Source organism: Geomonas propionica (assembly GCF_016458235.1).
Taxonomy (GTDB): Bacteria; Desulfobacterota; Desulfuromonadia; order Geobacterales; family Geobacteraceae; genus Geomonas; species Geomonas propionica.
Window position 1 is genome coordinate 226,024 of sequence record NZ_JAEMHK010000008.1, and the last position, 14,194, is coordinate 240,217.

Annotated in this window: 14 protein-coding genes and 1 pseudogene; 6 read left to right on the forward strand and 9 right to left on the reverse strand. The window is 57.0% G+C overall.

Annotation, left to right across the window (positions count from 1 at the left end; genetic code table 11):
- Window positions 1–26: 26 nt before the first annotated feature.
- The 5 genes from JFN90_RS12495 to JFN90_RS12520 form a co-directional block, all read right to left on the reverse strand.
- Entirely contained in the window at window positions 27–1,670 is a 1,644-nt protein-coding gene (locus JFN90_RS12495; RefSeq protein WP_199395446.1) for a fatty acid--CoA ligase, read from the reverse strand.
- Between the two features lie 26 nt (window positions 1,671–1,696).
- The gene (locus JFN90_RS12500) at window positions 1,697–2,221 is read right to left on the reverse strand and encodes a PaaI family thioesterase (protein ID WP_199395447.1); all 525 of its coding nucleotides are present in this window, start codon (window positions 2,219–2,221) and stop codon (window positions 1,697–1,699) included.
- A 35-nt stretch (window positions 2,222–2,256) separates the two neighbouring features.
- Window positions 2,257–2,709 (reverse strand): SRPBCC domain-containing protein, encoded by a 453-nt coding sequence (locus JFN90_RS12505; protein WP_199395448.1) that lies wholly within the window; start codon window positions 2,707–2,709, stop codon window positions 2,257–2,259.
- A 482-nt stretch (window positions 2,710–3,191) separates the two neighbouring features.
- Window positions 3,192–4,214, reverse strand: a complete 1,023-nt coding sequence (locus tag JFN90_RS12515; protein WP_199395449.1) for a cytochrome d ubiquinol oxidase subunit II — start codon at window positions 4,212–4,214, stop codon at window positions 3,192–3,194.
- Complete coding sequence (locus JFN90_RS12520) at window positions 4,207–5,517, reverse strand: cytochrome ubiquinol oxidase subunit I (RefSeq protein ID WP_199395450.1); 1,311 nt, start codon at window positions 5,515–5,517, stop codon at window positions 4,207–4,209. Before JFN90_RS12520 ends, JFN90_RS12515 begins: the two co-directional genes overlap by 8 nt.
- Window positions 5,518–5,833: 316 nt before the next feature.
- Here JFN90_RS12520 and JFN90_RS12525 point away from each other — a divergent pair, with 316 nt between their 5' ends.
- From JFN90_RS12525 to JFN90_RS12535, 3 genes are all read left to right on the forward strand, one after another.
- The gene (locus tag JFN90_RS12525) at window positions 5,834–6,604 is read left to right on the forward strand and encodes an MBL fold metallo-hydrolase (protein ID WP_199395451.1); all 771 of its coding nucleotides are present in this window, start codon (window positions 5,834–5,836) and stop codon (window positions 6,602–6,604) included.
- A 42-nt stretch (window positions 6,605–6,646) separates the two neighbouring features.
- On the forward strand, window positions 6,647–7,606 hold the full coding sequence (locus tag JFN90_RS12530) for a GlxA family transcriptional regulator (RefSeq protein WP_199395452.1): 960 nt from the start codon (window positions 6,647–6,649) through the stop codon (window positions 7,604–7,606).
- A 92-nt stretch (window positions 7,607–7,698) separates the two neighbouring features.
- Window positions 7,699–8,307 carry a hypothetical protein gene (locus JFN90_RS12535; protein WP_199395453.1) on the forward strand — a complete coding sequence of 203 codons (609 nt, stop codon included), beginning with the start codon at window positions 7,699–7,701 and terminating at the stop codon, window positions 8,305–8,307.
- A gap of 556 nt (window positions 8,308–8,863) precedes the next feature.
- Here JFN90_RS12535 and JFN90_RS12540 read toward each other — a convergent pair.
- Together JFN90_RS12540 and JFN90_RS12545 are read right to left on the reverse strand one after the other, a co-directional pair.
- Window positions 8,864–9,169, reverse strand: coding sequence for an AzlD family protein (locus JFN90_RS12540; RefSeq protein ID WP_199395454.1), 306 nt, complete (start codon window positions 9,167–9,169; stop codon window positions 8,864–8,866).
- Window positions 9,159–9,875 (reverse strand): AzlC family ABC transporter permease, encoded by a 717-nt coding sequence (locus JFN90_RS12545; protein WP_199395455.1) that lies wholly within the window; start codon window positions 9,873–9,875, stop codon window positions 9,159–9,161. The genes JFN90_RS12540 and JFN90_RS12545 overlap by 11 nt, the downstream gene beginning before the upstream one ends.
- A 116-nt stretch (window positions 9,876–9,991) precedes the next feature.
- On the opposite strand from JFN90_RS12545, the gene JFN90_RS12550 reads away from it, so the two are divergent.
- Complete coding sequence (locus JFN90_RS12550; protein ID WP_199395456.1) at window positions 9,992–10,870, forward strand: LysR family transcriptional regulator; 879 nt, start codon at window positions 9,992–9,994, stop codon at window positions 10,868–10,870.
- Window positions 10,871–11,073: 203 nt separating this feature from the next.
- Window positions 11,074–11,568, forward strand: coding sequence for a class II SORL domain-containing protein (locus JFN90_RS12555; RefSeq protein WP_236018978.1), 495 nt, complete (start codon window positions 11,074–11,076; stop codon window positions 11,566–11,568).
- A gap of 171 nt (window positions 11,569–11,739) precedes the next feature.
- Here JFN90_RS12555 and JFN90_RS12560 read toward each other — a convergent pair whose 3' ends face one another.
- A complete protein-coding gene (locus tag JFN90_RS12560) occupies window positions 11,740–12,006 on the reverse strand; it encodes a DksA/TraR family C4-type zinc finger protein (RefSeq protein ID WP_199395457.1) in 267 nt (88 codons plus the stop codon).
- 273 nt (window positions 12,007–12,279) lie between these two features.
- Here JFN90_RS12560 and JFN90_RS12565 point away from each other — a divergent pair.
- Window positions 12,280–13,230 (forward strand): annotated as a pseudogene (locus JFN90_RS12565) (IS1595 family transposase).
- Between the two features lie 328 nt (window positions 13,231–13,558).
- Here JFN90_RS12565 and JFN90_RS12570 read toward each other — a convergent pair.
- On the reverse strand, window positions 13,559–14,194 hold a 636-nt coding region (locus JFN90_RS12570; RefSeq protein ID WP_199395458.1), incomplete at its 5' end, for an IS3 family transposase.

Consider the following 14,194-nt stretch of genomic DNA (forward strand, 5'->3'; position numbering starts at 1 on the left):
GTGCCATGCGTATCGGTACTGAACCTCTAAGAGAGATACTTCTCCCTGAGAGCGACCTTGTTGATCTTGCCCACGCTGGTCTTGTCAATGGCGTCAACGAACTTCACCTTAACGAGCACCACCTGCTTACTGACCACCCCCTTGTCGGCGTACTGCCTGACGTGGTGGGAGATGTCCTTCTCGGCTATCTTGACGGAGGGTTTGGGGACAACGAGGGCCAGCGGGCGCTCGCCCCATTTCTCGTCGGCCCTGCCGATTACGGCCACCTCGGCGACTGCGGGGTGGTGCGCGATGATGTCCTCCAATTCCAGCGAGGAAACCCACTCACCTGCCACCTTGATGACATCCTTGCTACGGTCGGTGATGCGCAGGTAGCCCAACTCGTCGCGCACGGCGACGTCGCCGGTGTGCAGATATCCTCCCACCCAGAGACGCTCGGAGGCCTTGTGATCCTTGAGATACCCTTGGGTGAGCCAGGGAGAGCGGACCACCACGTTGCCGGCGCTGGCGCCGTCGCGGGGAAGTTCTTTCAGGTCCGCGTCGACCACGCGCAGGTCCACCAACGGCAGGGTAAGCCCCGTCTTGCAGCGGATTTCCGCCTGCTCCTCGGGGGAGAGTTCCAGCATCTCGGGCGTCAGTTGCGAGATGGTAAGGATGGGGCAGGTCTCGGACATGCCGTAACCGGTGAAGACGTCCATCCCCGCTTTCAGCGCCTCGACGCAGAGGTTGCGCGACAGGGCGGCGCCGCCGATGATGAGCTTCCAGCCCTTGAGATTCATGCGCGCAGCGTGGGGGTGCTTCAGGAGCATGTGCAGGATGGTCGGCACGCAGTGCGAGAAGGTGACCCCTTCCCTCTCCTTCAATTCGAGCAGCGTTTCCGGAAGGTAGCGCCCCGGGTAGACCTGCTTCAGCCCCAGCATGGTGGCGATGTAGGGGACGCCCCAGGCGTGGACATGGAACATCGGCGTGATGGGCATGTAGACGTCGTCGCGGTGCAGGCAGCCGTGCGCGGTGGCGGTGCCCAGGGTGACCATGAGCGCCATGGTGTGCAGCACGAGCTGGCGGTGGCTGAAATAGACCCCCTTGGGCATCCCGGTGGTGCCGGTGGTGTAGAACGTGGTGGCGCGGGTGTTCTCGTCCAGGTCGGGGAAATCGAACTGCGGCGAGGAGTTGGCCAGGAGCGTCTCGTACTCACCGGCGAAGGGGACGGTGTCGTCATCCTGTGCCTGCTCGTCGCTGATCAGGATGTAGGTGCGCACGTTGTCGATCCTGCCGCGGATCTGCTCCAGGATGGGGAGGAACTCCGCATTCACCAGCAGCACGTCGTCCTCGGCGTGGTCGATGGTGTAGAGGATCTGCTCCGGAGACAGGCGCACGTTGATGGTGTGCAGCACGGCGCCGATCATGGGGACGGCGAAGAAGAGCTCCAGGTAGCGATGGCTGTCCCAGTCCATCACCGCGACCGTCTGCCCGGGACGGACCCCGAGGCTGGTCAGCATGTTGGCCGCACGCCCTACCCGCTCCCGGAGCTGACGGTAGTTGCCCCGGTAGTGGTCGCGGTAGACGATCTCCTGGTCCGGGTTATCAACCACCGGGTAGAGCAGCATGTTCTTGATCAGCAGCGGGTAGTCGTAAGCGGACGGGGTGCGGGGAATCAGCAAATCACTCATCTAGAGCCTCCTCGTTGAAGCGATGGTTAAACTTTTTGGCAGTCATCCAGGAACGTCTGCAGCACGCCTTCTTCGACACCGGCCAGGGACGCGATGCGGGACAGGCGCGGGAAGGACCACAGGGTGCGCCCCTCGGCGAGACGCTGGCCGCCGGCGTCGTAAATGGCCATGACCACCTCCGCCTCAGGCGGATCGAACTTCAGCACCTGCCCCACCACCTTGATCTCGGTGCCGGTGGCGACCGGCTTCAGGAAGCGGACGGTGATCTCCCGCGTCACCCCGAGCCTGCCGTGGCAGGCGAACAGCGCGTAGGCCGCAGCCTCGTCCATGAGCGCGGAGATGATCCCGCCGTGCACCATGCCGTCGAAACCGCAGTAGCTGGCGGGAACGGTGGTCAGGCAGGCGACGCCGTCGGCGGTATGGTGGAAGCGAAGCCCCAGTCCGTGGGGGTGCCCCTCCGAGCAGACAAAACAGGAGCCGGGCCAGCGTCCCTGTACCGGCGGCAGGTTCAAGACGGACGCATGATGGTCCGCGTTGCAACATTCATTCATCGCTTCCTCCTGGAAATAAACTTGATCGGCAGTGGTCAGCACCGCATGCAGCGCACGTTCCCCTTTTCGCCCCAGCGCCCCAGCGCCTGGTTCAGCTGCTCCATCCCCTCTTGCACCGGTCTGCCCAGGGCAAAACGGAACAGCGGGGCAAGCACGCCGCCAAACTCCCAATTGAGCCGGACCTTCAAGCGCTCTGGGCTCACCGGCTCGATACGACAGGTAAAAGTCCAGACCAGCAGCGGACGCCCGAGGAAAGTACTGCGCCAGGTGAGTACCCCTTCCGCCTTGTGCTCGAGGGTCGCCGGTACGGTGAAGGGGTCGATGCCCGGAAGATGAACCACGAGTTCGTGGCGGTCTCCCACCGTCCCGGGTCCGGTGACCTTTGGGAACAGGGGGTTCCACTGCGGGTACAGGGAAAAATCGGATAGGAGATCCCATACCCTGTCAGTCGTCGTCTGCAGAACTGTTTCGCAATGGAAAGGTATCACGGCGCCTCTGAACCTGGTCGAGTGACAAGACCAGCAACTTTACTATTTTTCGGTTCCGGATGCCATAATTGTTTGTATACGACGGGTGAAAAGTTTGATCTCGCAAACAAAAAGCCGCCCCTTTTTTGGGCGGCTCTGCGTGAACATACTCTTGGTGGAAAGGCTACTTCTGGAAAATAGACCCTTTCTCGATCTGGCTCTTGCGAATCTCGTATTCCCTCCTGTTGATCCTGCCGGCCTTGTAATCATCCTCCACCTGCTGCATCTGCCGGATCATAAGCCCCGACGCCTACCGCCGCGCCACCTAAGGCGCCACCAACCGCACTCCCTTCACGGGATGCACACCCGGAGAGCGATGCAGACAAGAGCATACTTACGATGAGTATTATCCTTTTCATAGCTGCACTCCTTTGGTCGTAGTTTTGGGCTCATCGCCTAAACCAGAATAGCATAATGTTAATTTTTTCACATTTTTTCACTAATTAGGGTTCTTTCCCCTCAGGAGGGATTTCCGGTGCTGGTTCGCCGCGGAAAGTCCAATACAGAAACCAGAGCGAGGGCACCAGGATCACGGCCCCTATGGGAAGCACGGCGAGGTAGGCGATCAGGGTGCTGCGTGGAGCGGCGGCCGCGTGCAGGGGCATCTCCTGTATGATGAGATCGGGATGGAGCGCGGCTGCGAATCCGGCCAGGGTAAGAACGACCGTTGCCCCGGTCGTCATCTGTGCCAGGCGGTAGCGTCTTAACAAAAGCAGCAGTTGCGTGGCAACACCGGCGAGTACCGCCAGGACGACGCAGAGCATGGGCCAGGACCCAAGCAGCCTGTGGGAGAACTCGGGGGCCGTCTGCAAGGCCAGCGGGATCATGGCCGCAGTCACCACGCCGAGGGCCACGCCGGCGGCTATCGCTGCGTTTCGGAAATCTTCCTGGAGCGCCCCCCTCACCCGCACCGTCATGTACACCGGAGCGAGGCAGGCACAGATACAGATTCCCACGACCCCACCCATGACGGTGAAAGGGTTGAGCCAGACGCCGGTTCCGGTGGCGACCACGTCGTTGTCGATGGTAATAGTGCCAGCCGCAGTCGCCGAAACCGCCATGCCCAGGGCAAAGGGGGTGAGCACGCTGGCGATTTCAAAAACCCGGGCGCTGAAGGGAACTTCCCTGCCGGATGCCCTGCCGTAGTGCCGGAAAGCGTAAGCGGCGCCCCTGAAGTTGATACCGACCAGGGCGACCACCAGCGGGGTCATAAGTGCGATGAACAATGCGGCAAAGCCGGTGGGAAAAGCCGTGAAAAGCGTCACCACCACGAAGATGAGCCAGACATGGTTCGTTTCCCAGACCGGTCCTATGGCGTTGAAAAGCGCCTCCCTCTGTTCCCGTGCGCGGGGGCCGAACGCCAGTGCAGTCCAGATGCCTCCGCCGAAGTCGGCGCCGCCGAACAGCGCGTAGAGCACCAGCCCCAGGGCGGCCACCAGCGCGGCGAGCGATACCGGGTCAAACATGGCGCACCTCCCCGGTGTGGCGCCCCTGGTGACGCAGTAACAGTTTCAGCATCCCCGCGGTGAGACATAGGTAGACAATGACGAAGGTGGTAAAGACCGTAACCATCCCGCCGTTGGGAGTCACCGCCTGCGAAGTGCGCAGGTACCCCTGCACCACCCAGGGCTGCCGGCCGAACTCGGTTACCAGCCAGCCGCTCTCCAGCGCGATGATACCGAAGGGCGAGGCGAAGATGAGGTATTTCAGCAGCCGCGGCTGATCGGGCACCGCCTTTTGCCGCCAGCGCAGCCACCAGAACCAGCCAAGGCCGATTGCCATGACAAAGAAGGAGCCGACCATCAGGTCGAAGAATGGGTGCACCAGCCTTGGGTCGGGCGTGGTCCCTTGCGGGAAGGCATCGAGCCCCTGCACCACGGCGTTGGGGTCATCCGCGGCGAGTACGCTCAAGAGCTTGGGGATGCGCACCGCGTAACGCACCTTTCCGGTAGCGGGATCGGGCCACCCCCCTATCACCAGTGGAGCTGCGGCGGAAGTTTTGAAGTGCGCCTCCATCGCGGCCAGTTTCGCCTTCTGGAATTTGGCCACCGAGTCTGCCGCCCAGTCACCCGTTACCAGCATGAGAGGCGCCGCCACCGCAGCAACCGAGAGCGACAACACGAGCGCCTTTTTCGACTCCGCCACATTCCTCCCCTTTAAGACCAGAGCGGCGTAGTAGCCGGCAACGGCAAAAGAAGTGGCGACATAGGCGGCGAGTGTTCCGTGCAGCGCCTCGTGGGGCCACGCGGCGTTGGCAAAGGCCCGCAGCGGCAGCACATCCGAGGGTGCCCCGTTGACGATCCGGAAGCCGTCCGGGGTGTTCATCCAGCCGTTGGCACTGATCACGAAGATGGCGGAAATAGCAGCAGCGAGGGTGAGGGGTATGGTGCAAAGGAAAAGAGCACGCCTGGAAAGCCGTCGTTCGCCGTAAAAGTATAGGGACAGAAAGATCGCCTCGGTGAAGAAGGCGAAGCCTTCCATGGAGAAGGCGAGGCCGATCATCGCCCCGCTGAAGGCCATGAAGCGCGGCCATAGCAGCCCGAGTTCAAAGGAGAGGATGGTACCGGAAACGGCCCCTATGGCGAACACCACCCCGGCCGGCAGGACCCAGCGTCTGGCGATCCGGTGCCAGCTTTCATCACCGGTTTTCAGCGCGAGCCCCTCGGCGAGCATCAACAAGAGCGGCAGCCCTATTCCCAAAGTGGCGTAGATGATATGAAATACGAAAGAAACGCCCATCAGGGCGCGGGCGGCGAGAAGGTTGTCCATGGTAACCCCATACAAGAATTAGAAGATGTTTAATTTTGCTGATCAGGGGAGTCTTGTCAAGAAACGACGCAAGGCGCGACCTCCCCTTCCCCTGAGTGAAGGTTCATTGCGGAATTTCGGATAGCGTGGAGTGTTAGCCACTACCAGTACATCTGGCAAAGAGTTCCCCCCTTTGCGAAGGGGGGACAGGGGGGATTTGCTCTTTGTTCCACCGATCGCCCAATGTCCCGCATCATGCGTAAAATGTCCTGCGGGACACTCGCCAACAGCAGCGCAATAGGCAATAATGCGGCCATCAACTGAAGGAGGGGAAGCCATGAGGTTCATGCAACTGCGCAACGCCACATCCATAATCGAGTATGCAGGGAATAGGTTTCTGATCGATCCGGTCCTAGCCGACAAGGGTGCCTACCCCCCGTTTGCGGGGACTGTCAACTCTCACCTGCGCAACCCGCTGGTGGATCTGCCGGTCCCTGTCGAGACCTTGTGCGAGGTTGACGCAATCATCGTCACTCATACCCATCTCGATCACTGGGACGAAGCCGCCGCAAAGCTGCTACCGAAGCATTTGCCGATCTTCGCGCAGCACGACAAAGATGCGGCCGGGTTCCGGGCGGCGGGTTTCCAGCAGGTGACGGTTCTCACGGAGGAAAGTCATTTCGGAGGAATCACCCTGACCAAGACACCGGGCCAACACGGCAGCGACGAGACCATGGTGAAGTTAGGTGACCGACTGGGAGAGGTGTGCGGGGTGGTGTTACGGCATCCGGACGAGAAAACACTCTACCTGGCCGGAGATACCATCTGGAACCAACAAGTTGCAGAAACGCTGCAGAAGTACGCGCCCGAGGTGATCGTTGTGAACTGCGGCGACGCCCAGATCATCGGCTGCGGCTCTATCATCATGGGTAAGCGGGACGTCATGGAGGTCTGCCAGACGATGCCCGATGCGACCGTTATTGCCAGCCACATGGAGGCGATGAACCACGCGATGTTGTCCCGCAAAGAATTGCGTGACTTCCTGAACGAAAATGGCATGATGCGGCGAGTACTGGTGCCTGAGGATGGGGAGCCCTGCGAGCTGTGACGAACCGGAGCGAGGCACGGAGAAGCAGAAAGAGAGGTTTACATGCCGGTCCCGTCTGTCGCAGTCGTCGCCTTCAACCACTTCAGCCCCTTTCATTTTTCGGTGCCGTGCATCGTCTTTGGCGACGTGTTGCCTGGTCACAAGCTCTTCGATCTCAAGATATGCGCTGGAGAGCCGGGCGAAAAACGCTCCCGCCAGGGATTCAGCATCGATACCAGCTTTGGATTGGAAGAACTGGCGCAGGCCGACATCGTCATCGTCCCCTACTGGCGTGACCCCGCTGAAAAGCCAAACCAGGAACTGCTCGACGTCCTGGTCGCCGCGCACAGGCGTGGCGCGCTGGTGGTGGGGCTCTGCCTGGGCACCTACGTTCTCGCCTACGCGGGTTTGTTGGATGGTCGTAAGGCGGGCACGCACTGGGAATTCGAGCAGGACTTTGTCACCCGCTTCCCGAGAGTCCACTTGGACACCAACGCATTATATGTAGAAGACGACCGGTTGGTGACCTCGGCGGGAACCGCGGCGGGCCTCGACTGCTGCCTCTACCTGGTGCACAGAGAGCATGGCCGGGCCATCGCCAACAAGGTTGCCCGGCGCATGGTTATCCCCCCGCACCGAGAAGGCGGGCAGGCTCAATTCATCGAGCAGTCTGTTCCCGTTTCCACCCGCGACGCCAACATCAACAACCTGCTCGACTACCTGAGAAACAACCTGAACAAAGCGCACAGCCTGGACGAACTGGCCGACTACAGCCTGATGAACCGCCGTACCTTCACGCGCCACTTCCAGAAGGCAACCGGCAGGTCTGTCGGCGCTTGGCTCATGAGCGAGCGCCTGCAGAGGAGCCAGGAACTCCTGGAGACCACCAGTCACTCCATAGAGAGCGTGGCCGAGCTGGTCGGTTTTCAATCCGCCGCCTCGTTCCGTCAGCACTTTAGATCAAGGTTCAACGTCACCCCGACCGAATGGCGCCGAACCTTCCAAGCCGGCAGCGTGCATTGATAGCATAACTCCTGATGGTGTTGCCAAGTGGCGAAAGGATGATAAGGTTAATGCGTTCTAACACTACATCCTTTTCGAAAAGGAGGCTGCCGATGCCGCACAACAACCTTCCCCATCCGGATATGATCACGAAGTCAGAGGAGACGCGCCAGATCTTGACCCCTGATCTATACGCGTACATGATCTCCCTCATCCCGACTCCCGAAAGGTACGCCGAATTACACAAGCGGTTCGAGGATAGCGTTACTGGGTTTTTTAAAGGTGATCCTGCGATGGTCAAGGAGTGCGAGGATGCTCGTGACGAGTTGAACAAGGCGTGGTCGGTCGTGCACGGCGTCAGCAAAGCTGTGAGCCCAATCGACCCGACGGTACAGCAAAAGTTCGGGGCTGCCAAACATAAAGCCTCTACAAACTCTCCCGCGCTGACAGCCGCCAAGGATCTAAAAGTGCAATACGACAAAAACGGCCGTCCACACTGCTCGGTAAGCAAATTGCCAGGTGCGAGAGGGTATGACCTATGGTTCTGCGAGGAAGAACCGGGCATTGAGAGCAACTGGAATTTTTTTGAATGGTCCAGCAACTGCCAGGGGATCTCCCTCGCCGGGCTGAACCGGACAAAGACGAACTACCTGAAAATCAGAGGCAAGCGAGGCAACACGCTAGGCCCTTGGTCGAACATGGTGGTCTTGCCACCAGTTTAGCAGATCCCCTGTTATCCCCCTGGTGCAAGCCAGGGGGATTCCCGCCTTGAAATCCTCCGTCGTCTTCCACCAGGTGTTTATCCCACCGCGTAGGCTCATGCACATCGTCCACACTTAGCGAATCGTGCGTCTTTCCAATTGGTCACGTCACCTCCCGCTGAAATCCGTCGCATTCAAATCAAATCCGGCACATTTGAACGAAATACGTCCCATCCCAGCGAAATACGTCACATTTGAACGAAATACATCACATCCCGACGAAATACGTTACATTTGAGCGAAATACGTTACATTTGAGCGAAATACGTTACATTTGAGCGAAATACGTCACATTTGAACGAAATGTTATCACATCCCAACGAAATACGTCATATTTGAAAGAAATGTGTCACATCCCAACGAAATACGTCATATTTGAAAGAAATGTGTCACATCCCAGCGAAATACGTCATATTTGAACGAAATGTGTCACATCCCAGCGAAATGCGTCACATTTGAACGAAATATGTCATATCCCAACGAAATACGTCACATATTGACGGAATGCGTCACATCGTCACATCTGTCGGAGAATTGCTGCAGCCGTTACACCGGCGGCGATTGCGGGGAGAGGCTTTTTGAGTAGAAGCATTACAAATGCAGTAGTCAGCAAAGCCGCCTTGGCTGCATGGTCCCCGGTAACGGCCAGCGGCGTCAAAACCGCGATCAGTACCGAACCGGACATGGCGTTGATGAATTGCTTCACCTTGCTGACCGGCACGAAAGACATGACATATACCCCGCCCCACCGGGTCGCCAGAGTCACTACCGACATGCCCAGCACGATGACCAGCGTTCCCATGCCCGCCGTTTCAACGCTCATCGCCTTGCTCCTTCCAGAAGATTCCGGTGATGCCGCCGGCCAACGCTCCTACGATTACGTGGCTATTCTCCGGCAGATACCAGTAAGCCAGTAATGACGCGAAAGCCGCTACCGCCCAAGCAGCCGACATTCTCAAGCTCTTTTCACCCCGCACGACCATGGCGAGCAAAAAACATCCCATGACCATGTCCAGGCCAAGAGCCTTGGGATCTCGGACAGCGTTGCCAAAGTAGACTCCCAACCAGGTGCCCAGCACCCAGAAGGACCACAGGGCTACGCCGCCACCGAATAGGAGTCCTAACCCGGGCTCCCCCACGCTGAACGACCGCATCGACATCGCCCAATTGGCATCAGAAGCGACGACCATCACCCCATACCGTTTGGGTCGTGACAGGTGACGCAGCCAAGGATAGAGCGAGGATCCCATCAGAAGATGTCGTGCGTTGACGGCGAACACAGTAATCATGATGGTGAAGAACGGTACCTGCGCCCCCCACAACTTCAGTGCCGCAAACTGCGCGGCCCCGGCGAAGACCAGCGTGCTCATGGCTATAATCGACGAACCGCTCAACCCTGCCTGTATAGCAGCCAAGCCAAACGCAGCTCCAAAGGCGCTAACGAATATCGAGAGGGGAATCATCTCCCTGTAGCCGGCCCAAATTAATCGGGCGTCAAGGTGATGCAACTTCGTATCGCTTTCTCTCATCCCTTGCTCCTCCGTCCCCTAAAATCTTCACCGGGACTATATCTCAGGGCGAAACTTGATAAAAGCAAATATAATTGCTATATGACATTCGAAAATCGAATACAAGGAGGGACCAAATGGCTTTGCAGGATCTCCAGATTGACTGGCTGAAGTGTTTCGTAGCCGTTGTCGATTCAGGATCGTTATCCTCCGCCGCGCCGGAGTTGTGCCGATCCCAGTCAGCGGTGAGTATGCAGTTAAAAAAGCTGGAGTCGGCCTTGGGGTGTCAGCTTCTGATGCGAGGACCGCGTCAGCACCAGCTTACGGCGGAAGGTCAGCGTTTGCTGGGTTATGCCCGCAGGATGCTCGATCTGCATGCCGAGACTCAGGCAGCCTTTCAAGGTGAAGAACTCACCGGCCGTATTCGCCTTGGCGTTCCGGACGACTATGCGGCCAAGTACCTGACCCCCGTACTCAAACGCTTCGCCTCGCACTACGGTTCCGTGGAAATCGAGCTGAACTGCGAGCAATCCACGGCCCTGATCCCCCTGGTGGAACGCGGCGAAATAGATCTAGCACTGGTATCAAGGGATCACCCAAGGCACGGCACCTTGTTGTTCTACGAGCCGATGGTCTGGGTAGGATCACCACAATTCCAGACCTGGAGGCGCGACCCGTTACCCATAGCCGTCTACGAGAGCGCCAGCCTTGCCAGACGCAGTGCAATAAACTCGCTTGGCCTGCAGGGGCGCCGCTATCGAGTCGTCTACAACAGCTCCAGTCTGGCAGGACAGATCGCAGCAGTTGAAAGCGGCCTTGCCGTCGCCGCATTGACCCAGTGCAGCGCACCGCCCCACTTGGAGATCCTAGGCAGCGACCATGGCTTGGGGCCGTTGCAGCCGATGGAGGTTTCGGTCTATCGAAGTCAGGCTTCACAGGGAGACGAAGCGGTGGACAGCCTCCACAATCTGTTGGTGAAAACACTCAGAATGTCAGAAACCACGATGGAAAGCTAATCGAGGTTTCAAACAAGCCAACTATAGACAAAGCAAAAGAGCCCTCTGGCATAAACCGGATGGCTCTTTTTGTTTTGGTAGGCTCAGTCAGTATCCCTACACAGCGCGTTTCGCATTGCTGTTCGAGCAGTCTCCTGTTGACTTGTCTCGACCAGCAATTAGACTCAGATGAGTTACAGAGGTAACAGACAGGTGGCAATGCCATGAGGAGGTTCAAGATGAACAGGCGGGCATTTCTAAAAACCACAGTTGCCGGATCCCTTGTCGCAGGTTTCGCTGGAACGGTTGCGGCAGCAGAGCGCTATTTCCCGGACCAAGTGGACATGAAGCTCTTCGAGACAATCAACAGGGTGAAGGACCCAACTAAAAAGACTCCGCTTGAGAGAAGCCATGCACCTGTCATTACCGCTCCCACCTCAGTAACGGCCGGCAAGCCTTTCACCGTGGAAGTATCGGTAGGGGAAACGCTCCACGGCATGACACCGGCCCACTGGATAGGCTTTATCGATCTCAGCCTTGGCAACGAGCCGGCGGGGAGAGTGGACCTGCAGCCCCGGGGGTACCTGGTACCAAAAGTTGCCTTCACCGTTGTGGTCCCCAAAGAAGCCGCGCCGACTGGGAAGGTGACCCTAGTGGCGAAACAGCACTGTAACCTCCATGGTCTTTGGGAAGGTACCCTCGATATCTTAGTGACCTGATCCCCATAGATCAATTCCGGGTCAGGCTTGCAGTGTCGCAGACTTAACTGCTAAACCATCAGAGCTTGCAACTTCGCAAGCCTGACCCTCTGATACTCTAAGTTTATTAGATTCAGCAGGATAAACTTATAATCTTATACGCGTCCCCTTGCCCCCTTGCCCTCCCCTCACTTACTTCAATTGACTATCTTTGCTACCTCTCCGGTTGTAGGGCGACAAGGTCTTTAGTCTCTTTTCGAGTTCCGATTGGCATGCAACACAAAGCCGGACTCCCGGCATTGCCTTGCGACGCGCTTCAGGAATCACGACCTCGCATTCCTCGCAATGAGTCGAGCTTTCCCCTTTGGGCAGCCGGCTTTTAGCCAATTCGACTGCCGATTCCACCGTGGCATCGATCTGCTCCTGCACCGCTCCATCACGAGACCAACCAACCGCCATAACCCACACTCCCCTTATTTCGTATCACCTGTTTGGTCATCATACTCCAAACTGCCTCATGATATCAAAGCCGGGAAAGTCGGGCTACTCTGGCGGGACAGGCGTTTGCGTCCCTTTATTCCCCCGGGACATAGGGACGCCCATGCGGGACATAGGGACGCCCATGATTTTAGCCGATTAGCGCTAATCTTCAGCAGCATGCTTTTTAAGACGTTTTCTGTCGCACCATCGCAATAGGATCGCCATGAATGATCAACCCACAAGGAGTCACACATGGCGCAGAATCGGATCCAGTTTCAGAAGGGCCTTAGCTTGCCGGATTTCCTTCGCGATTTTGGTACTGAAGAGCAATGCGTAACCGCACTTGAGCAGATGCGATGGCCAGAGGGATTTGCATGCCCAGCTTGCGATAGTAGCTCAGGTTTCAGTGTAGTGTGACATCGCAAGGTAAAGACCTTCCAGTGCAAGGATTGTCATCGCCAGACTACAATAACCAGCGGGACGATTTTTCACTCGTCAAAGCTGCCTCTGACAATCTGGTTTCAGGCAATGTACTTCCTGACACAAACAAAAAACAACGTATCCGCATTGGAGCTAACACGTCTTCTTTGTATCTGCTACCGCTCAGCCTGGCGCATGAAGCACAAGCTGATGCAGGTAATGTGGGAGAGAGAAGCTGCAACTGTTCTTTCCGGCCGTGTCGAGGTAGATGATGCGTACCTGGGCGGCCGTCATGAAGGTAAAGGCGGTCGGGGATCAGAGAACAAAATACCTTTTATCGCAGCCGTCGAAACGAACTCCCAAGGGCATCCTAAGCGCGCCGTTTTCTCGCCAGTAAAGGCTCTAAACTTAACAGAGATTGCAAAATGGGCTTGTGCATCATTGTCAGAGTCCACAACGGTAATAACCGACGGTTTATCCTCTTTTAGAGCTGTAGTAGCATCAAGATGCACGTATTCTTTTGAAGTAGTTGGCAAAGAACGAAAAAGCACAGCACTAGGTTGTTTCTACTGTGTTAATACGGTCCTTAGTAACGTAAAGAATTCTATTGACGGCACCTATCATTCTTTTGATTTTAGCAAGTACATAAAGCGTTACCTCGCTGAGATCCAGTATCGTTTCAACAGGCGTTTTTACCTGAAATCAATGTCCTCATGCCTTCTCTTTGCAGGCGTAAGAACCGGTAAACGAACTGAGCGGTGGTTACGTCTTGCTGAAGATTAACGCTAATCGGCTGATTTCATGGGCGTCCCTCTGCTGCCCTGAGACAGTCTGCGCCACCATAGGCCAGATCTTAAGACGAAGGTTCCTTTCTACCCCTCTCCCCTGCCCCACCACGTCTTGTAGCTCTCAAGTCACGTCACGTACAAGCTTCGCCTTTACAGTTATAGAATATTTTTATATATTGCGGTTCATCGTGCTTGTGTCTGGGTGGGAGGATGAGCAGAAAACTGCTCATTCTCCCAATTGGCACAAAATCCACCTCTGCGGCTAAGAAAAATCAGCGGTTTAGGGTGACCTGTCTTCACAATGGAGGACACGTTAGAAACCCTTATGCTGCCAACCTCAACTCCAGTTGCTCGAACTCTTCTGGGGAGCAGTAGCCGATGGCAGAATGAAGCCTCTTGCGATTGTAAAAACCTTCGATGTAGCGAAAAATCCGGCTCTGCGCTTCCTGCCGAGTCTTAAAGGAACAGTGGTAGACCAGTTCTCTTTTCAGCGTTGAGAAGAACGTTTCCGTCACTGCGTTGTCGTAGCAGCATCCGGTGCCACTCATGCTTTGCACTCCGCCAGCTTTGTTTACCGTGGCTCGGAAGCGCTTACTGCAGTACTGAGAACCACGATCGCTATGGAAAACAAAACCACCTTGTGGTCGGCGCTTCACCGTTGCATTGGCAAAAGCCGTTACGACTAGGTCATCTGTCATTCGATCGCTCATGCTCCAGCCAACGATCCGGCAGGAGAACAGATCTAGCACCACTGCCAGGTACAACCAGCCCTGAGCAGTCTCGATATAGGTGATATCTCCGGTCCATACCCGGTTAGGGGCTGGAGCCGAGAACTGGCGCTGTAAAAGGTTTGGCGCGACAGGCCGTTTATGATCCGAGTTCGTGGTGACTTTGAATCGCCGCTTAGTCTTCACTCGCAGATCATTTTCACGCATCAGGCGCCAGACGCGGTTCTTTCC

Excerpts from the sequence above, each read along its gene's own strand:
- JFN90_RS12495 (WP_199395446.1), bottom strand. The coding sequence starts at position 1,670 with ATGAGTGATTTGCTGATTCCCCGCACCCCGTCCGCTTACGACTACCCG.
- JFN90_RS12500 (WP_199395447.1), bottom strand. The coding sequence starts at position 2,221 with ATGAATGAATGTTGCAACGCGGACCATCATGCGTCCGTCTTGAACCTG.
- JFN90_RS12515 (WP_199395449.1), bottom strand. The coding sequence starts at position 4,214 with ATGTTTGACCCGGTATCGCTCGCCGCGCTGGTGGCCGCCCTGGGGCTG.
- JFN90_RS12520 (WP_199395450.1), bottom strand. The coding sequence starts at position 5,517 with ATGGACAACCTTCTCGCCGCCCGCGCCCTGATGGGCGTTTCTTTCGTA.
- JFN90_RS12525 (WP_199395451.1), top strand. The coding sequence starts at position 5,834 with ATGAGGTTCATGCAACTGCGCAACGCCACATCCATAATCGAGTATGCA.
- JFN90_RS12530 (WP_199395452.1), top strand. The coding sequence starts at position 6,647 with ATGCCGGTCCCGTCTGTCGCAGTCGTCGCCTTCAACCACTTCAGCCCC.
- JFN90_RS12535 (WP_199395453.1), top strand. The coding sequence starts at position 7,699 with ATGCCGCACAACAACCTTCCCCATCCGGATATGATCACGAAGTCAGAG.
- JFN90_RS12540 (WP_199395454.1), bottom strand. The coding sequence starts at position 9,169 with ATGAGCGTTGAAACGGCGGGCATGGGAACGCTGGTCATCGTGCTGGGC.
- JFN90_RS12545 (WP_199395455.1), bottom strand. The coding sequence starts at position 9,875 with ATGAGAGAAAGCGATACGAAGTTGCATCACCTTGACGCCCGATTAATT.
- JFN90_RS12550 (WP_199395456.1), top strand. The coding sequence starts at position 9,992 with ATGGCTTTGCAGGATCTCCAGATTGACTGGCTGAAGTGTTTCGTAGCC.
- JFN90_RS12555 (WP_236018978.1), top strand. The coding sequence starts at position 11,074 with ATGAGGAGGTTCAAGATGAACAGGCGGGCATTTCTAAAAACCACAGTT.
- JFN90_RS12560 (WP_199395457.1), bottom strand. The coding sequence starts at position 12,006 with ATGGCGGTTGGTTGGTCTCGTGATGGAGCGGTGCAGGAGCAGATCGAT.